The following is a 17288-nucleotide window of genomic DNA, read 5'->3' as shown; positions in this document are numbered from 1 at the left end:
TTGCCAGCTCACCGCGGTGTTTTGTCGCCCATCTGCGATTTTCAAATCGCTTCTCCCAAGCTCGATCAGTGTCGCCCAGGGCTGTATGATGGTTTTAGCTTTCATGCCTTTGCCACATATCAGTCCTTCTTCTCGTGATATAGAAACTTGCGTCCACGGCTGCCGATCTCTCAAATCAGCCTATTTGCCGTTTCGATGCGTTCCGGCGCCGGGAAAGCTTCCTCGTCGGGCCGCGGCGTCGATTGACCTATCTTACGGCAGCGAAGCATCTTCAGAAACTCGAAATAGGTTAGTCGGAGCATGGGTCTGAATATTCATGGTACTTAGCAGATTCCACTTTTCCATGTGTCAGCCCGCTTCGAATAACAAAATAGGATTCATATTCGCCGACTTCACCCAGATAAGTGATTCCATATACGTTCAAGGCTATGCCCTTACGAAACTAAATTAGATAAGTCGAGTAGAATTGTTAAATACTTGAAATCGAGGGCTTGGGAGTAGGAATCTGCTTTGCTGTTGCTTTTGGATTCGCTTTCCACAACATTGCATTAGTATGGGATTAAAATAACTGCTGCTGTAACCACCCGCCATTTGCGTATCTCTCTATAAATCGTATTAATTAAAGATAGAAGGGATATTTATGAACAAACAAACCAGAATTTATCTAACCCGATTACAATATGGCCTTGCTATAGCCGGATTGTTTTTCATACCATTTGATTCCACCTTTAGACCATCGATTATTCTATTTGGCTTATCTACACTTGTTAGCACTTACGGCTTTGATTCTTATATTCTATCCTGCTCTTTTACCGTTGTTATATGAAAAAGGTACTAGATATAGGGCCTCGATTTTTGTTCTAAACAGTCCCTATCTTAATCCATATATCCTAATACATAGGGACAAAATCCTCTATCTCTTTAGGTTTGACCTCTTCTATTTCACTTATTGAACCACTGTTGCTTAATGCCTCACTTAATTGTTTTGTACAACCATAATATTCTAATAGCTTCCCATTAAGTAAACGAAAATCAGTATGGTATAGATTGATGATGTTTTGACTATTTCTTTTGGCTTCTAACACATTGTCATTCGAAAGACATTCAATGAAACAGGCAGTGTAAAAAATAAAACCCTACCAGCGGCAGGGTATATACACTTAAATCTCGCTCCAACTTACAGTAAGTTCAACAACACCATCCCGGGGAGCTGAGGCCCAACAAGATTGGACCAAATCTGCTTAATATTGGGTTGCCCCTTGAATAATCAGATTCTTGTTATCGTCGGAGTTACGTCCTGCAGAAGAATTTATTCCTCGTCATCAAAAAGTGGTGTAGACAAGTAGCGCTCTCCCGTATCCGGCAGGATAATAACAATGTTCTTCCCTTGATTCCCGGGGCGTTTGGCTATTTGCGATGCGGCATACACAGCTGCTCCGGAGGAAATCCCAACAAGAAGGCCTTCTGTTCTGGCCAGACTGCGCGCCGTTTCGTATGCCTCCTCGTTCTTAACCTGAAAAATTTCGTCCACCACGTCTTGGTCAAAATTATCGGGCACAAAATTGGCTCCAATGCCCTGGATCTGATGCCCTTTTGGCTTGCCACCAGAAAGGACCGGCGAATCTGCCGGCTCGACAGCAATTACTTGCACGCCCGGTTTTCTTGCTTTTAATACTGCTCCGACACCAGAAATGGTTCCCCCAGTACCTACCCCAGCCACAAAAATGTCCACTTCCCCGCCGGTATCCTTCCAAATTTCTTCTGCAGTTGTGTCGCGGTGAATTTGTGGATTGGCCGGATTGCTGAACTGCTGTGGAATGAAAGAATTCGGGATTGCTGCAGCCAGTTCTTCCGCCTTGGTAACCGCGCCTAACATCCCTTCAGCCGCCGGGGTCAAAATAAGCTCAGCTCCAAGCGCCTTCAGCAGTTTGCGGCGTTCCACGCTGAACGATTCAGGCAGCACGATCATCAGTCTGTAACCAAGTGCAGCAGCCGCAAAAGCCAGTCCAATCCCGGTATTTCCGCTGGTAGGTTCAATCAATACTGAATCTTTTTGGATCAGCCCTCTGGTTTCAGCATCTTTGATCATCGCAAAGCCTATACGGTCCTTTACACTACCAGCAGGGTTAAAGTACTCCAGTTTCCCGATAAGCTTAGCTTCAACCTGATGAGAATTGCTGTAATTTGCCAGCTCCAGCAGCGGTGTATTGCCAATCAGATCGGTTAGATTCTTATAAATAGTTGTCACAACAATTCCTCCAATAAGTTAATGATACAGCGAGTCATATATCTAGGGATAACCGTAGCATATCTCTGCATTGTATGCCATTCTCATAGATCTCTTCAGGATAATGTTTTGTAAAAAAATCCATATCCACGGCCACTATTCTGAAGCCGCATTTCTGGTACAGCGCAAGCTGCCCTACACTTGAATTACCGGTGCCCACTTCCATCACGCTGTACCCTTCTTGTCTGGCAATCTGTATGGCGTGCATCACCATTTGTTTACCTATTCCTCTGCCCTGCTGCTCTTCAGCAACCGCAATATTTACCAGTTCAACCGTAACAGGTCTTGTCGGCAGCAGCACATACACTCCTACAACGTCCTCTTTGTCAACTGCGAGATAACAATCACCTCTTTTTGCATAATCCTCCACTTTCGGCAGAGAAGGATCAGCTGACAACAGCAGCTCCAGCGGCAGACTTTCACCGTTTTTTATTTTTCTGAAATCCATAACGATCTCCTTATTAAGGTATTATCCTCAAATATAAGTGTTTTGGTGCATTATGTAAATCGGACTAGACACAGAAAAAAGCGCGTCCCCGGCAAAAAGCCCGGGAACACGCCGATGTGCTATCCAGCTTAGATGAAACAGGCACTCAAAATAATGACCAACAGGATATAAAGAACAAGAATTGCACCTGTTGATGTAAAAGGACTTACCGGACAATTATGAACGCCACCAACATTACCACCGTATCCGCAATCTGCACCCATGAGATTACCTCCTTCATAATGATTACTACAAGGTAGAATATGTATTGGCTGGCTTAACAGATTGGGCGAAACGGTCAAAATTTAGGCCACGGCAAATGTATATGTAGAGGTCTTGTCATACCCAATATTTCAGGCATGACAAGACACAGTAACCTTAAATTAATCGGAGACCAGAATACCGTCAAAGCTCTCCGGACCGACACGAACCGTGCCGAGCAGGTTGGAACTAACGAAAGCAGTGTACGTCAATTGAGGAGTTATCGGAGGGTTAAAGTCTGCAGCTGAAAACGTGATGACTTGTGGCGCCAAGACGCTAAGGCTAAACGTAGAGGTAGCAGAATATACAAACGGATCGGTACTAAGCGTTCCTCTCACTATTGTAATTGTAATACCAGCCAGCGCCAGCGGAAGCGTCAAAGAGATTGTTCCTTTTAACAATACTCGCGGATTCGTCGTAGCACCTGCGGTGACCAAGCCAATTTGTCCGAACAGCTGCGGAGCATTCAGCAGCAGAATCGGAATGGCAATAGAGTTCGCTATGCTCGCGTTCTGCGAGGTTCGAGCATCAAGATAAGTTCCCATGATGAGCCCCCCCTTCCTTTCTTGCATATTTCATTGTATTAAGAGAGATTACTTATTGCTTGTACATAACACCATTAGGTTCAATGATTTATAGTAAATCTTTAATAGATTCGGAAGAATCGGCAATCACAGGATATTAATCTTTAGTTGTTCCATCCCTTTTGTTAAAAGCCAGTTCAAACAGACCTGTGGCGGACAATCCTGCCAGTCCGCCTGCCCACAGTCGCAGCACCAGATTCATATCTGTAAAAGGATAGGCAACGGCCCCGACTAATAATCCTATTGCCAGACCAACCGCCGGTACAAGGTTGCGCGGAAGCTTCACGCTATTCTTCACAAGCTGAACGAGAGCCATTACAAACACGGCTAACACCGATGCGAAAGCAAGCACATTGTTAAGCGCATCGTTATACATGACGTTCACCCCTCCTTCCGGGATGACAGCAATCCCGCCCGATGCAATACTGTCAGAACCCGGTAAAAATCCAAGCTGCCGCCGGCAGGCGTATCCAGCAGTCCCGCCGCCACTGCTGCACTGACAGCCGACTCCGCCCATGCCGGGACATTCATCACCATCCGGCCTTCAATTAGGGAAAGGCGCTCAGTCGCACTAGTGATCGCCTGCCCGTGCTCCTGTACATCTGTCTTCAGCATATCTCTGCTGACTGCAAGATCGGACAACAAAATCCGCAGATCTTTCAGTTCTTTTTCCAGACTTGCAAGCTTTTGCTTATCTTCCGCCGACATCTCATCCTCCTCCTTAATTTCATCATATGCGTACAAGTTATAGGTATTCATTATCTGAATCAGCTTTGCCGCATACTTGGGATCAGTCGCATATCCCGCTGCGGCAATTTCCCGTGCGGCCTTTTTTCCATCCGCACCAATCACCTTGCTGTATAGGGTGTGATTCCATGAGACCCCGCCGATGAGCAACGCAGAATGGTCGGCCACAGATTCACCCCAGTTATTGTAAGCACGGAAGGCTGCAGTCACCTTCACCGCTTTGCCGTCTCTGTACTCTGTTGTCCGTACTGCCACACTTCCGGCAGGTCCGCTGCCTTTAATGCCAAAGAGGTTATTGGCTTTAACCGTTAGACTGCTGTTCCCCCAACTGGATTCCAGCGCTGCCTGCGCAATGGTCAGCGAGGCCGCAATATGACTGCGCTTCGTATCTTCGACTGCGTAGGGTATAATTCTGGAAATAAATTCGGTCTCCGTCATCTCATCACATCCCCTCCCTATATTAAATGCGCATTCTGCCAAATAGCTTGTGCTTATTCCTATGAATTCAAGATAGATGTTTAGCTAAGTGAATAAAGGGGTAATGAATTATCAATTGTTTATCCTACACCATACATAGAGCAACCAGCTTTAAGATAAACAGCCCTGATTTTACCAAAACTTTACCTGGATTTGATAGAAAAGCTATTGTTAGTTACTAAAATTTGGGGTAGTATATAGTGAAAATTAACTATTTAGGAGGGTCTATTGGACTATGCCATCATATTATTTTAAAGAGTTGTGGACACCCCTTAGATGGTTTGGCATTAAATTATTTCATGATGACGAAGGGAGCCTCTGGATCAAATGGTGGGCTTCCCCCCGAAAAAAATTGCGCTAAGGTTTTCACTAACAACTAAGAATCTCATTAGAATAGCAACACAAAAAAACCTTTCTTAGGGTACAGCGGCAGGTTAACCGCTATATCTAGACAGAAAGGTTTTTTGGCTGCACAGCGCCTATTAGCAAGCGGCTTCAAATGTAATCCGATTTTTGCCGCTGCGTTTAGAAATATATAATGCCTCGTCCGCCAGCCGCAGAGTTTCGGCCGTATCCAAGCAGTCTGGAGTCCATACGGCTGCTCCGACACTGCATCCGACCTGTATGGTATCGCCTCCAATGACGACCGGCAGATTAACTTTGCTGATGATGCGCGCTGCAACAACCTCCGACTCCTGCATGGGTTTGCTTGCAGAAGTATGCAGAATGATCACAAATTCATCTCCGCCCAGACGGGCAACGATTTCATTGTCTCGGGTGCACTCCCGCAGCCGCACAGCCACCTGCTGGAGCAGAACATCTCCGGTAGCATGGCCGAAAGTATCATTCACTTTTTTAAATCCGTCCAGATCCATGTACAGAAAACTGAGGGTTGTCCGGTTCAATTTAGCCTTGTTCACCGCGTGAACCAAAAATTCGTTCAATCCGGCCCGGTTCGGCAGCCCTGTTAGCACATCGTGCAGAGCCATATCCGACATATAGCTCAGCTTATTCTCTGTTTTGGTCAGATTATTGACCAGATTCCGCAGTGAAGTTGACAAGATGGCCACATCCTTAAAGCGGGACAAGGCGGGGATTTCCACATTGGCACCGGAGCTGAGCAAATCTGCCGTCTTGGCAATTTGATTCAGGGGACGGGCAATCCATCCGGCAAGCAGCCAGCCCAGAATTGCGAAAATCACCGCAGCTGCCAGTCCACTTAATATGATAAATCTTTCGAGCTGGTGTACCGTTGCGAAAGCAACATCTGTGGGCTGACGAACTAGCACTGACCAGCCCAAACCCGGATAATTCAAATAACCGTCCCCGTAAGCGTATCCGGTCAGGTAAGAATCTTTTCCGCTGCCGCTGTCCACGATCCATGAATTTCCGCCCTCCCGGGCTTTCTGCAGCGTTTCATTCGCCATTTTCTTCCCCACCAGCCCAGAGGGTCCAAGCAGTATAGTATCATCCTTCTGGCTGACTACGAAGATTTCCACATCTTTCATCCGTTCTTTGAGCGGGTCCAGAATGGATTTCTCTACCTCACGCGACCACTCCCAGCTCAAATGCGCTGCCAGTACACCATTAAGCATTCCCACCTTGTCGTAGACCGGGACACTCACGTCCACGAATTGCAAGGCTTCTCCGAATGGATTAGGCAGGAGCTTTGCCAATAACACGGCATCATGCACATCACCCGTGAACAACCCCTTCCGGCCTTCCTGAAATACGGGTCTTTGGCTGATATCCTTTCCAAGGAGAATGTTGTCCGTTGCGGAAAGCACAGTTCCCTTCGGGTCAAGGTAACCGACCCAGGTGAACACCGGCAGGCTGCTCTTCAATTGATTCAGCAATCCGCTGATTTCTTGAGTGTCCAGCGGCTTCTGGAAAGCGTTAAGCTTGCTCAGCACTTCCACTTCCCCGGAACGCGACCACATGAAATGATCCAGTTTCTCCGACATTTGATATGCTTCTGCAGCAAGCGAGCCCCCGATACTTACCTCCACAGATTTCGTAGCTTGATTCCCGATTACATAAATAAGCAGTGCAGTCAGCAAGATAATAATTACCGCAAAGGCACTGGCAAAAAAAGTCCGCAGGTTAAACGTCATGCACATTCTCCCCATATCTTTCGCAGAATAGTGTCGATAATTTTTTTATCGGATAAAGCCGCAGGAATTATAAATCTGCAATCTTAAAGTCAGCCTTGTAGACAGAGCAACAGCTCCGCCCTTATCTTACAGAGCGGAGCTGTTCGCGTATCCAATATCAGCCGACTTTAGCCCCCAGCGAACGTGCCAGCAGCACCGCCTGTTCCACATCGAGCCTTACTCCCTTTAAGTCCAGGCTTTTCAGGTCAATCCCTTCCAGCTTAGCATCCCTTAGATCTGCTCCCGCAAGCTTGCACTGGGCCAGTTGTACCCGGCTTAAATCCGCACCGCGCAGATCGCATTTTTGCAGATTGCAGCCAAGCATGTCCGCCTCAGCGAACCTGATGCCCCGCAGGTCCTGCCTGCTGAGGTTAATATGCCGCAAATTGGTGTAAGACCAATCCCCGCCGATCAGCGTAATGCCGTCCATATACGCATTGGAGAAATCGGAACCGACCATTTTGCAATCCTCGAATTTAGACACAAACAGATTTGCCCCGGAGAACTTGCAATTGGTAAACGCTGCTCCTTTATGTAGCGAGGCATTCAGCAAAGCGCCGGTAAAATCACAATCCACAAAACGGCAGCCGCCGGAAGTCATTTCTTCCATAGAAGCTCCCTTGAAAGAACACCTATCAAACGTACAGCTGTTCAGTTCTCCATCACGCAATTCGGCGTAGTCAAAATTATGCCCGGTAAAATTTTCATTGTCATATTGATACACGGGGTATCTGCTCCTCTCTCGTTTCAACAAATAAGTAAAACTTTTCTTTTTAAAAAATAGCACTTTAGGAGATTGTTCAAATGAAACCATTTCGTTATAATAGCAAATAAACTAGCGGAGGTGAACAATGGACGACTCCAGCAGAAAAGAACCGTTCCGATATGTAATGAACCAGCCAATCGAATGCTGGCTTGAACTTCCTGCTGGTAACAACGGTCCCGGGGCAGGCAAGCTTACGGAAGGCGTACTGCTTGACCTTAGCCGTTCAGGGTGCAAAATCCGAACTTCGCTGAATCTCCGCTTCACTGCAGGCGATACGAAGATAATTATCCACTTTCAGCTGGCAGAAGACAAACTTCAGTTTGTGGGAAGTGTACGCTGGGGCTGGATGTTCGGGCTTGGCCAATATCAATATGGGGTAAGACTGGATTTGCAGGAGGATGAAGAAGAGCAACTCCTGCGGGAGCTGGAAAGCTGGACTAACACGCGCAGCGCCCAGTAAGTTGGTTAATAGGACACAGCCGGATGTCCTCCTTCGAGGACGTCTTTTGCTGTGCAAACACGAAAAGCAGGGCAATTAGCCCTGCTTTTGTTCGGCAGCAAACGCCGCATGAGTAGTTAGTATCCCCAGCCTCCCTCACAAATGGAGCGGCGGTTTAAGCCTCCACCCTTCTCTTCAGCAGCACGTTCATCGCATAAATTAGAATTACTGCAACGGCCGCTTCAAATAACATAGGCCAGTAATTAAGAACTGGGTAGGAGAATGTAATCCCGCTGCGAACCGAGTCCGCATCAAGAATATCAAACTCGAACATGCTCTCCACACCCGCGAGAGAACTTTTAAACATCAGCTGTTCAAGATAAGACAGCCCGTTCTGGAGTACCACCAATACAGCGATGATGATCCATATCTTTCCTCTGACCCGCACACTATTGGCCACCGTGATGGCAAACATAATGGAGATCAGCATTAAACCGGAGAACCAGATAAGCTGCAGTATGCAGTTTAGGGCAACCGGCCAGAAGTTTCCCGGGAGGAAATCCGCCGAATATACGAGAATATAGATCCCAAGATGCAGGGTTGCGATGATAACAACGGATAATAGCAGCGTCCAGCAGAGCAGCAGCGGTGACAAGATGGTATACAGAGAACTCACTGGCAGAAGCCGGCGGTGATAAGATTTCAAATTGCGGCCATAGGTAATCGCGCTAGTGAGCAGGAGGCTGATCCCCACTACGACATACGTGGTCAGATTGATTGCGACCAATTGAACCCCCATGTGTCTGTTCCAATACCATGTGGCGGCATGCACCAGAATTGCGATTACAAAGTACGCAAGAATCCGGTCACGGCTCCGTCTAAAATCGTATTTTATTAGCTTCAGCATTCCGCATACACCTCTCTGAACAGCTCGTCAATGCTTTTTCCCCGTTGCAGCCTTAACTCCTCCACATCACTTTGCAGAATGATTTCTCCTTCTTTTATAAAAATAACTTCATCAAATATCCGTTCAATGTCTGTTACCAGATGCGTCGAGAGCAAAATGCTGCTGTCTTCCTCGTAAAATTCCATCAGCGCATTGAGAATTTTCGTCCGCGCCACAGGGTCCACTCCACCAATAGGTTCATCCAGCATGTATAAACTCGCCCGCCGCGAGAGGACCATGGTCAGCTGCAGCCGTTCGTTCATCCCTTTGGAGAGCGTCTGCACCCTATCCCGTTCACTAAGCTTCATAAACTCCAGCATACGTTTGGCTTTGACCGGGTCAAAATCCGGATAGAAGTCACGCTGAAATTTCATCGCATCTCCCACACTCATCCAAGGGTCTGTCAGGGGCCGGTCCGGCATAAACGAAACCAATGCTTTGCTTTGTTTCCCTACCGGAACACCGAGCACAGACACACTGCCTGAGGTTGGCTGTGCCAGCCCGGCAATCAGCTTCATGAGTGTGCTTTTCCCGCTGCCGTTGCTGCCGAGCAGTCCGGTGATTCTGCCTGCACCGAGTTCAAAAGAAACCCCGCGCAGCGCCTGTTTTGAGCCGTATTTTTTAGTAACCTGTTGTACTTGAAGTATACTGTCCACCCTGGCAATCCCCCTATTTACTATTCCTTTGTGCAATATTCTCCGCCACGACCGTCAAGATCTCTTCTCCCTGGAAACCCAGCTCCTCCATGCCGCGGATAAACCGGTCCAAGACATCCTGGGCCATCTCTTTTTTAATGGTCATAATGGTCTCTTCCCTCCCCGTAACATATCTGCCCATACCCCGCCGTGTTTCCACAATCTCTTCACGCTCCAATTCTTGAAAGGTTCTTTGCACCGTGTTTGGATTTATCTGCAATTCTGCGGCCAGTTCCCGCACCGAGAGGATTTTATCGCCGGGTTTCAGCTTGCCTGTGATAATCTCGCCTTTGATATAATTCATGATCTGAATATATATGGGCTGGTTGTTGTCAAATTCAATGGTCATCAAGCAACGTCCCTTCGTCTGAACACCACAAACCCCGCCAGCAGAAACGCAATCAGATAGACCGCCAGCATTACAATGGAAAAGCCAAGAGTCATTCCCGGCAACGGCGCTGCGTTGTTGTGGTAGACACTAAGATTTATATTCGGAAACAGAAAGTATTTGTAAAAATCACGGTAAATAACTACTTTATCCAAGGTCAGTGCAAACATCGTAATCCCGATGGTCACTCCTGTGGAGGTCGTCAGCACCCCGATCATAAACGCCAGCGTTACATATACGACCGTGTACACGCAACCGTACAGCAGCGAAAGTAGTATGTCTCTTATTCCCGCTTCTCCCCCGCCAACGTCAAACCAAATGGCACCCGAGAGATAGACAGCCACGGCGGCAACTGCGGTCAGACTCAGCGCGAACAGCAGTACCGTTACATACTTGGAGGCTAGAATAGCCATACGGCTGCGTGCGCGGATAAGCAGAAACTTGATCGTTCCTTGGCTATACTCCTTGGATACAATCCCCGCTGTTCCAATGATGGCGAGTATAGCGATGACCTGGCCTATTCCGGTTGGCTGCAGCATCACCGCCGTAAACTCGGAAGCAGAGGCGAATGACTCTTTGGAAAAAGCTTTGATCATATAGCCTAACAGAAGCGGCAGCAGAATCAGCAGCACATGCGGCACGAAAAAAGAACGTTTCTTCGACAGCTTCAGCCATTCATTCAGCACCAGATAGTTAAATTTACGCAATGCGGTTGCCCCCTGTCCATTTCAAGAAATCTTCCTCAAGGCTTTGTTTGTTCTCCGTAATCCGATATACGCCTACATTGGCTCTTCCCAATGCCTCAACGAGCTCAGGCACCCTGATGTCCTGCAGCCGTATGTTTAGTTCAGAACGGGTCTCATCCACGCTGCCCAGCCCCACTCCCTGCAGCTCTTGTATAACTCGTTGTGCGGCTTCCATCCCGCCTACCCGGACAGTGAGTGACACTTCTCCTTCCGTCTCTTCCCCGGCACCCAGCTTGGTTACCGTCACCAGCTTTCCGTTCTGAATGACAACGGCCCGATGGCAAATTTGTTCAATCTCTGCAAGCATGTGGCTAGAAATGAGGATGGATATCCCTTCAACTTCAGCGATTGTCCGCATATAATCACGCATTTCGCGTATTCCCGCAGGGTCCAGGCCATTCGTCGGCTCATCCAGAATCAGCAGCTTCGGCGAATGGAGCAGTGCCTGGGCGATACCTAGCCGCTGCCGCATACCAAGTGAATAGGCTTTTACCTTCTTGCTCATCGCTTCATGCAGTCCAACCAATTGCACAACCTCTTCAATCCGCGATTCCGGAACATCATCACTCATCCGTACATACTGCTTCAGATTATCCAGCCCGGTCATATGCGGATAAAACTCAGGGTTCTCGATAATCGCTCCGATATGGGCTATTGCCCGGTTGAAATCATTGCGGATGCTATGTCCTTGAACCAGCACATCCCCTTCGCTCATCTTGATCAAGCCGGTCATCATGCGGATCGTCGTTGTCTTTCCGGCACCGTTAGGTCCGAGCAGCCCGACAATTTCTCCTTTGCGGATGTCAAAAGACAGCTGATCTACTATCGCCTTTCCTTTGATAACCTTACTGACCTGATTCATCTGCAGCACAATGGAATCTTTCCCTTGTGTTGCAAGTCCCTGTGTACTCATTGACTGTTTCATAGCAACCTCCTGAAAAAGTAAAAATATTGGAGAAACAAATACTGTGTCGGTGTGTTAGTTACATAGTACACTAGTGACGATGTGATGTAAAGCCATTTTTTAGGAATTAGGTGTCATTAAAAGGCGGTCCCATAGTTCCTCGTCCAAGACTTCCTCTCAAGCAAACATAGAATAGTAGTGGAATGAGCTTCAGCACATGCTGATTTCACAGAACTTAAACCCATGCTTCCGAAGTCAGTTTTGGACGCTGAAGATTCTGGACGCGATGCTCACAAAACTTTTAGGAGGAAAAAAAATGAAACGAGCGGTCCATATTTCCCAAACTTACCCGCGGCTCACAGTATACTCGGAAGAGAACTACAGGGGACGGAGCAGAATTTATACCGGCAATCTCGGGATCCGTAATACAGACATCATTCTCGACGGAATCGAAAGTCTGCGCTTCTTCTCCACCAGCAGCAATGCTACGCTTGTATTGTTCAGCAGAACCCGCTTCAGAGGCATTTTCCGTGTACTGCGTGGAAATCACAACATCCGAGATCTGGATGATTACATCAACGGCAATGACGTGGAATCAATCATCTCCACCAATCAAAGGCTGACGTTAGCGCAAATCCGCAATATCCGCGACAGCGGAGAGCTGCCTGCCGGATATCGTCTGATCTAGAGTTTATGCCTTGCAGCCATATGAAAAAAGAGGGTACACCCGGCAAGGTGTACCCTCTTTTACATGAATCAGCTTATTCCCCTTCAATTAACTGCAGCAGTTCTTCAACAACCCGCTCAGGCTGATAGCTGTGAATGTAATGGGAGCTGTCAGGCACGATGATTTGTTTGCCCTTGACGGACCATTCAGGAAGAACTGCTTGGCTGTCCATCCATGAGGCATCATCGTCAAGCTTGCCGAAATAGTCGGCAGTCAAGACAGTGACAGGAATCGGAAGCGGTTTGCTGCCAGCCAACACGACGCGGGCATTCTCTTGACTCTGGCGAATTTCATCGGTCATATTCCGGTTGCCCGCCAGCAGCAGTACCGCTTTGCGGTTTATTTCCTTCAGCTTCTCGGGCAGCAGCTTATCCCCATTGCTGTCACTCGCTACCCATTCTGCGAATCCGTTCACATGATATAATGCACGCAATATACCGGTCGCCCGAAGCCCCTTGTAAATTCCGGACACTAGTTTAAGCTCCGGACTGGACTCATAGTATTCAGGACTTCCACCGTCAATCAGCAGAATCCCTTTCACCTCTTCAGGGTACCGCTGGGCATAACGGATGGTTTCCAGTGCGCCTAGCGAATGGCCGACAAATAGATAAGGCGGCGGCTGGCCGGAAACTTGCAGCAGCTCGTGAACTTCGCCGGTGATGGAGTCAATATCCCGCTTTCTGCCGGTTAAGTCACTATATCCGTAACCAAAGCGGTCATAGACCGCAATTTTCGCATGCTGCCTCAGCCCCTCGTACAATGGAGAAAAATCGGCGTAAGGATTTGCCGTTCCCCACCCGGCTGCAAACACCACAGTCGTTGATCCCGCACCCTCAGTATATAGGTGCATTTTACCTCCTTTTACCTGGTATAGACTTCCGGCGGGTGAATAATTCTTCCTGTCCTGTGTAGAACCATACCATTGGTATGCGGCTCCCAATCCAGCCAATACAATCAGTGCAGCCAGCAGGCAGAGTGTAATTTTCACACCTCTTCTTTTTAACATACACTCCTCCAATTCCTTGTTTGAAGCTGCTCTTCACCTCGACAACGTTATATTCAGACGATTCTCACTCATAAGCCTTGAGCGATATTCGTAATTTTTTGAATGATAGACTGAACTTCATGACTATCCTTAATTACAAACAAATGGTCTGCTTCGCCTGCTGCTGGTGCCACCACATCGCCATGATGAGACTCTGCTTGCTGCCGGCTAAACACTTCTTCAAAATTAGACGCACTTCTGAAAATAGTTGTACTACGCTGACTATTGGTAATACGAGAATAAAGAATATCATCGGGGATTTCAAAATGAACAAGTATGCTGACAAAACCTTTGTGATGAAAACGTTCGAGCATCTCCAAACGGCCTTTGCGACCACGATTGGCGTTACATAAAATAAGATGCGAATTTGATTCATTAACAGCATAATCTACAATTGTTCGAGAGATGGCGTTTTTGAAGGTATTGGCTCCTTGTTTAGGCAGCAAGCTTTTGTAATGGGTGTTGATAAATTCAGCATGGTCATCCCGGTCAATCACAACTGAGTTGTGTAAGTGTTGTTCTAATTTTTTCGCAAATGTAGTTTTCCCGCTATGTGTTTTACCGACGGTAATAATCACTAACCTTTTCATCCATGCAACTCCAATTCTCCAAAATATTCAATAAGCTTCAATAAGCAAATACAGCGAACCCATTCATAGATTTAACTATGCTTACGAACAAAAAGAGTGACTGGTTACATCCTTGGTAAAAAAGGGTACACATACTAGAAACCAACTGCCGAAGGAGAAAAGCATGGCATCCCACAAATCAAAAGTCCAACTACATACAGGAGATGATTACCGCAATATTCCACACTATAAATTTTGGCAGTCCGTTTATTACGGAGATCGATACTTACAGCTGGAGCTGGACGAATAAGATAATGTGCTCAACCGGGGGAACTGGCTGTGGATCTCAGACCATGATCCATACCGGGAGACAGCTGTATCAAGCTCCGCCTTGCTCTTCCAGCAGAATTTCTTGAATTTGTGCAGATACAACTGACAGTTGGGTTACCTCTGCGGATAACTGTTTCACTTGTTCATGAAGCACATGTGCTTCATCCGTGCCCTCCAGATAGCGGGTGACAAAGTGCAGGAACACATCAACTTTTCTAAGCAGCATCAGCACGGGAACGGCCTTGATTTCGGCTTCGCTAAGACGGACCCTGGTGCTGAAACCCCGGCAAAAATCCCGGACCGCCGCTCTTTCCTCCGCATGACCCAATAGCCCTGACAGAATTACCGCAGGCTCCATCGCCCTCACATCAAAGGTGCAAAATTCAAAATCAAGCAGCGCAGCTACTTGCCGGTGATCGCTTGTCTCCACCAGCAGATTGGAAGCATTCAAATCTCCATGCACCAGCTGATTCGGCAACCCCTTAAGTTCAGCCAGCGAATCGGCGATATTTTCATAGGCGTTGTAAAGGATCTCCAATCCCTTAGCAAGTTCAGTAAAGGGGACTGGCGGTTGCAGACACAGCTCACGGATTGCTTCTCCGGTACATAGCGGATAAGCCTGCCGCAGCTCGTAATAAGGCCGGTAGACCGGAGCAAGTCCGGGACTTATCCCTGCCAGCACTACGGACAATGTACCTGCCGCCTCCCCGAAGGATCCGAAATAGCCAGACTCCTGCTCAGTGGGCGAATCTCCGTCTATGTATTCGAACAAGCAGCTAAATTTACCAGCCCTGTCCTCCAGCTGAACCAAAGTTTCTCCGGCCGGTGTCGCGATGGGAACAGGCACTCTGAAGGGTAAAGACAACATCCCCAGCTTTTGCAGCACGGCATGCTCGAATTCGATTTTCTCTCTATCTTTATGTGTATCATAGATACGCAGCACGGCGCGGCGAGTGCTATTTTCTACAAAATAGGTTGTATTATTCCAGCCCCCGCTCCGCTTCCTCAATGTTCCACTCCACTCCGGCCAAACCTGGCTTACAATGGTCTCCGTAGGCTTATGCCCCTCTCTTATATGTATTGTAGCGAGTCTACCATAAAGTGAAAAATATTCACCAATTCAAAGGCAATTGTAAAATCAGTAACTGGCTGTGTCAAATCGCCAAAACAACTAAAATAACTACTTCCAGCGAACACCCGATTTTTCCGCTATAATAAATTTCATATTGATATACGCAAAGGATGGGATACTTATGGATGCAACTGTTTCTAAACGCTGGCTGCTGGCAAGGCTCTATGAGCCGGAGCAAACCATAGTAGACTGCCGGTTTACGCTCGGTAAACCTCAAGCTGGCCGGGAAAGCTTTGAACAAGAGCATATTCCGGGTGCGGTCTATCTCGATTTGGAGCTGGATCTGTCAGGCCCTGTGGGAGAACATGGCGGACGCCATCCTCTCCCCGACCCGCAGTTACTTGCTGCACGCCTCTCGAAGCTGGGAATCGGAAATGATTCACGCATTGTCGCCTATGATGACGAAAGCGGCATGAATGCTGCGCGGCTCTGGTGGCTGCTGCGTTACCTGGGGCATGAACAGGTATTCATTCTGGAAGGCGGCTTCAGCGCATGGAAGGCAGAGAAATTCCCTGTAACGGAGCATCAGCCGGTACGGGTACCAAGCTCGTTCCAGGCAAATGTGCAGCTGCAGACGCTGGTTGACGTGGACAAGGTACACCAGGTATCTGCTAATATGGAGCCTTCGGCTTCTGCAACCGGCCTCTCTCCGGTCCTTATCGATTCCCGCGCCCGGGAACGCTTCCTGGGTCTGGAAGAAACCTTGGACAAGAAAGCCGGACATATCCCTGGTGCGTTCAACTTCTTCTGGAAGGATACGCAGAATGCTGATGGAAGCTACAAAAGTGCCGAGGAGTTGCAGGAGCATTTCTCCGAGCTGGACAAAGACGCTGAGATCATCGTCTACTGCGGATCCGGTGTCACCGCCGGCCCGAATGTACTGGCACTGGAAAAGGCCGGGTATAGGAATGTTAAGTTGTATGCGGGGAGCTGGAGTGACTGGATTTCGTATAGCGAGAATCCGGTGGCGACGGGGGAAGAATAAGAACCAAAAGGCCGCGTCGGACGTGGGCTTGGGGCTGTGACAGGTTGCCGGGAGGCAGACTGTTGCAGCCCTCTTTGGGTTTTTCTGTCAACAACCTGCAAACTAGAACAAGGCGAAAGCAGTTGCAAACGGCCCGAAACCAGCCATGGCTGGGCTGTCGGGTCAAGTTGATTGAACGCTTGGGGGCTTTGTTTGGCCATCCACAAGCTGGCTCTCGGGAGCTTGACCGCCCTTGGAACACTTCGCTTCGTTTTCTCCTCAGCGCTATTTTAAAGAAGCTTACGCAGTCTTACGTTCCGAAGCTTTCAAGCGTAAGGCTAAGCGAGTCCGCAGGGCAGTCAGCATGTGTCCGACAGACTGCCGAGCGTGGTCGGCGGTCTGTTTCTCCAGCTTAAGTATCGGGTACTGTTCGGCCAGCCAGCGTTGCAGATAGTGGTAGTGGCTTTTGTAGTCGTTCAGCGTTGCAAAAAGCTGCCTGATCATTATAGCGTCGGTATTAACGTGTTGCCGTCTTCTTTTTGCTTTTAAATGACTAAGATGGCTTCCGAAATGCAATATAGTGTTTACATTTTACAATACATAAGTTACAATCACTCCCAACCAATAACTGGAAAGGAACT

The 17288-nt window shown here is 48.0% G+C and carries 19 protein-coding genes; 3 read left to right on the top strand and 16 right to left on the bottom strand.

Going from position 1 to position 17288, the window contains the following annotated elements; all coding sequences use genetic code 11:
* Positions 1–1309: 1309 nt before the first annotated feature.
* The 8 genes from cysK to ACAN56_RS08455 form a co-directional block, all read right to left on the bottom strand.
* On the bottom strand, positions 1310–2248 hold the full coding sequence (cysK, locus tag ACAN56_RS08490) for a cysteine synthase A (protein ID WP_076109223.1): 939 nt from the start codon (positions 2246–2248) through the stop codon (positions 1310–1312).
* A 34-nt stretch (positions 2249–2282) separates the two neighbouring features.
* Positions 2283–2735, bottom strand: coding sequence for a GNAT family N-acetyltransferase (locus ACAN56_RS08485; RefSeq protein WP_038591171.1), 453 nt, complete (start codon positions 2733–2735; stop codon positions 2283–2285).
* Positions 2736–2863: 128 nt separating this feature from the next.
* A complete protein-coding gene (locus tag ACAN56_RS08480; RefSeq protein ID WP_218642515.1) occupies positions 2864–2998 on the bottom strand; it encodes a YjcZ family sporulation protein in 135 nt (44 codons plus the stop codon).
* Between the two features lie 159 nt (positions 2999–3157).
* On the bottom strand, positions 3158–3580 hold the full coding sequence (locus ACAN56_RS08475) for a hypothetical protein (protein ID WP_379141983.1): 423 nt from the start codon (positions 3578–3580) through the stop codon (positions 3158–3160).
* A gap of 136 nt (positions 3581–3716) precedes the next feature.
* Positions 3717–3995, bottom strand: a complete 279-nt coding sequence (locus tag ACAN56_RS08470; RefSeq protein WP_038591166.1) for a holin — start codon at positions 3993–3995, stop codon at positions 3717–3719.
* 5 nt (positions 3996–4000) lie between these two features.
* Positions 4001–4804, bottom strand: a complete 804-nt coding sequence (locus ACAN56_RS08465) for a glycoside hydrolase family 73 protein (protein ID WP_379141981.1) — start codon at positions 4802–4804, stop codon at positions 4001–4003.
* A 521-nt stretch (positions 4805–5325) separates the two neighbouring features.
* Positions 5326–6957: a sensor domain-containing diguanylate cyclase gene (locus ACAN56_RS08460; protein WP_379141978.1), complete on the bottom strand. Its 1632-nt coding sequence runs from the start codon at positions 6955–6957 to the stop codon at positions 5326–5328.
* Positions 6958–7114: 157 nt separating this feature from the next.
* Entirely contained in the window at positions 7115–7720 is a 606-nt protein-coding gene (locus tag ACAN56_RS08455) for a pentapeptide repeat-containing protein (RefSeq protein ID WP_038591158.1), read from the bottom strand.
* Positions 7721–7847: 127 nt separating this feature from the next.
* On the opposite strand from ACAN56_RS08455, the gene ACAN56_RS08450 reads away from it, so the two are divergent.
* Positions 7848–8222 carry a PilZ domain-containing protein gene (locus tag ACAN56_RS08450; protein WP_038591155.1) on the top strand — a complete coding sequence of 125 codons (375 nt, stop codon included), beginning with the start codon at positions 7848–7850 and terminating at the stop codon, positions 8220–8222.
* Positions 8223–8376: 154 nt separating this feature from the next.
* On the opposite strand, the gene ACAN56_RS08445 is transcribed toward ACAN56_RS08450, so the two are convergent.
* The 5 genes from ACAN56_RS08445 to ACAN56_RS08425 are packed head-to-tail and all read right to left on the bottom strand — an operon-like array spanning position 8377 to position 11901.
* Positions 8377–9108 carry a hypothetical protein gene (locus ACAN56_RS08445; protein WP_379141974.1) on the bottom strand — a complete coding sequence of 244 codons (732 nt, stop codon included), beginning with the start codon at positions 9106–9108 and terminating at the stop codon, positions 8377–8379.
* Positions 9102–9803 (bottom strand): ABC transporter ATP-binding protein, encoded by a 702-nt coding sequence (locus ACAN56_RS08440; protein ID WP_038591149.1) that lies wholly within the window; start codon positions 9801–9803, stop codon positions 9102–9104. Before ACAN56_RS08440 ends, ACAN56_RS08445 begins: the two co-directional genes overlap by 7 nt.
* Positions 9804–9816: 13 nt before the next feature.
* The gene (locus ACAN56_RS08435; protein ID WP_038591147.1) at positions 9817–10191 is read right to left on the bottom strand and encodes a GntR family transcriptional regulator; all 375 of its coding nucleotides are present in this window, start codon (positions 10189–10191) and stop codon (positions 9817–9819) included.
* Positions 10191–10937: an ABC transporter permease gene (locus tag ACAN56_RS08430; RefSeq protein WP_379141971.1), complete on the bottom strand. Its 747-nt coding sequence runs from the start codon at positions 10935–10937 to the stop codon at positions 10191–10193. Before ACAN56_RS08430 ends, ACAN56_RS08435 begins: the two co-directional genes overlap by 1 nt.
* Positions 10930–11901 carry an ABC transporter ATP-binding protein gene (locus ACAN56_RS08425; protein ID WP_379141969.1) on the bottom strand — a complete coding sequence of 324 codons (972 nt, stop codon included), beginning with the start codon at positions 11899–11901 and terminating at the stop codon, positions 10930–10932. Before ACAN56_RS08425 ends, ACAN56_RS08430 begins: the two co-directional genes overlap by 8 nt.
* Positions 11902–12196: 295 nt before the next feature.
* Here ACAN56_RS08425 and ACAN56_RS08420 point away from each other — a divergent pair, with 295 nt between their 5' ends.
* Positions 12197–12568 carry a hypothetical protein gene (locus tag ACAN56_RS08420; RefSeq protein WP_379141967.1) on the top strand — a complete coding sequence of 124 codons (372 nt, stop codon included), beginning with the start codon at positions 12197–12199 and terminating at the stop codon, positions 12566–12568.
* 73 nt (positions 12569–12641) lie between these two features.
* On the opposite strand, the gene ACAN56_RS08415 is transcribed toward ACAN56_RS08420, so the two are convergent.
* The 3 genes from ACAN56_RS08415 to ACAN56_RS08405 all read right to left on the bottom strand — a co-directional run bounded on the left by ACAN56_RS08415 (position 12642) and on the right by ACAN56_RS08405 (position 15560).
* Positions 12642–13613, bottom strand: a complete 972-nt coding sequence (locus ACAN56_RS08415) for an alpha/beta fold hydrolase (protein ID WP_379141965.1) — start codon at positions 13611–13613, stop codon at positions 12642–12644.
* Between the two features lie 68 nt (positions 13614–13681).
* Positions 13682–14242, bottom strand: coding sequence for an AAA family ATPase (locus ACAN56_RS08410; protein ID WP_379141963.1), 561 nt, complete (start codon positions 14240–14242; stop codon positions 13682–13684).
* A 358-nt stretch (positions 14243–14600) separates the two neighbouring features.
* Positions 14601–15560, bottom strand: coding sequence for a phosphotransferase (locus ACAN56_RS08405; RefSeq protein WP_379141961.1), 960 nt, complete (start codon positions 15558–15560; stop codon positions 14601–14603).
* Between the two features lie 244 nt (positions 15561–15804).
* On the opposite strand from ACAN56_RS08405, the gene ACAN56_RS08400 reads away from it, so the two are divergent.
* The gene (locus ACAN56_RS08400; protein WP_379141959.1) at positions 15805–16668 is read left to right on the top strand and encodes a sulfurtransferase; all 864 of its coding nucleotides are present in this window, start codon (positions 15805–15807) and stop codon (positions 16666–16668) included.
* The last annotated feature ends 620 nt before the right edge of the window (positions 16669–17288 follow it).

The sequence above is a fragment of the Paenibacillus paludis genome (assembly GCF_042610515.1).
Lineage (GTDB): Bacteria > Bacillota > Bacilli > Paenibacillales > Paenibacillaceae > Paenibacillus_AQ.
Note: the sequence above shows the minus strand (reverse complement) of the source record. Positions and strands in the feature narration are given on the sequence as shown.

What these genes read in the sequence shown, in the direction of transcription:
- ACAN56_RS08410 (WP_379141963.1), bottom strand. Translation starts at nt 14,242, where the DNA reads ATGAAAAGGTTAGTGATTATTACCGTCGGTAAAACACATAGCGGGAAA.
- ACAN56_RS08400 (WP_379141959.1), top strand. Translation starts at nt 15,805, where the DNA reads ATGGATGCAACTGTTTCTAAACGCTGGCTGCTGGCAAGGCTCTATGAG.
- ACAN56_RS08415 (WP_379141965.1), bottom strand. Translation starts at nt 13,613, where the DNA reads ATGTTAAAAAGAAGAGGTGTGAAAATTACACTCTGCCTGCTGGCTGCA.
- ACAN56_RS08480 (WP_218642515.1), bottom strand. Translation starts at nt 2,998, where the DNA reads ATGGGTGCAGATTGCGGATACGGTGGTAATGTTGGTGGCGTTCATAAT.
- ACAN56_RS08450 (WP_038591155.1), top strand. Translation starts at nt 7,848, where the DNA reads ATGGACGACTCCAGCAGAAAAGAACCGTTCCGATATGTAATGAACCAG.
- ACAN56_RS08435 (WP_038591147.1), bottom strand. Translation starts at nt 10,191, where the DNA reads ATGACCATTGAATTTGACAACAACCAGCCCATATATATTCAGATCATG.
- ACAN56_RS08465 (WP_379141981.1), bottom strand. Translation starts at nt 4,804, where the DNA reads ATGACGGAGACCGAATTTATTTCCAGAATTATACCCTACGCAGTCGAA.
- ACAN56_RS08445 (WP_379141974.1), bottom strand. Translation starts at nt 9,108, where the DNA reads ATGCTGAAGCTAATAAAATACGATTTTAGACGGAGCCGTGACCGGATT.
- ACAN56_RS08420 (WP_379141967.1), top strand. Translation starts at nt 12,197, where the DNA reads ATGAAACGAGCGGTCCATATTTCCCAAACTTACCCGCGGCTCACAGTA.
- ACAN56_RS08425 (WP_379141969.1), bottom strand. Translation starts at nt 11,901, where the DNA reads ATGAAACAGTCAATGAGTACACAGGGACTTGCAACACAAGGGAAAGAT.
- ACAN56_RS08485 (WP_038591171.1), bottom strand. Translation starts at nt 2,735, where the DNA reads ATGGATTTCAGAAAAATAAAAAACGGTGAAAGTCTGCCGCTGGAGCTG.
- ACAN56_RS08475 (WP_379141983.1), bottom strand. Translation starts at nt 3,580, where the DNA reads ATGGGAACTTATCTTGATGCTCGAACCTCGCAGAACGCGAGCATAGCG.
- ACAN56_RS08460 (WP_379141978.1), bottom strand. Translation starts at nt 6,957, where the DNA reads ATGACGTTTAACCTGCGGACTTTTTTTGCCAGTGCCTTTGCGGTAATT.
- ACAN56_RS08470 (WP_038591166.1), bottom strand. Translation starts at nt 3,995, where the DNA reads ATGTATAACGATGCGCTTAACAATGTGCTTGCTTTCGCATCGGTGTTA.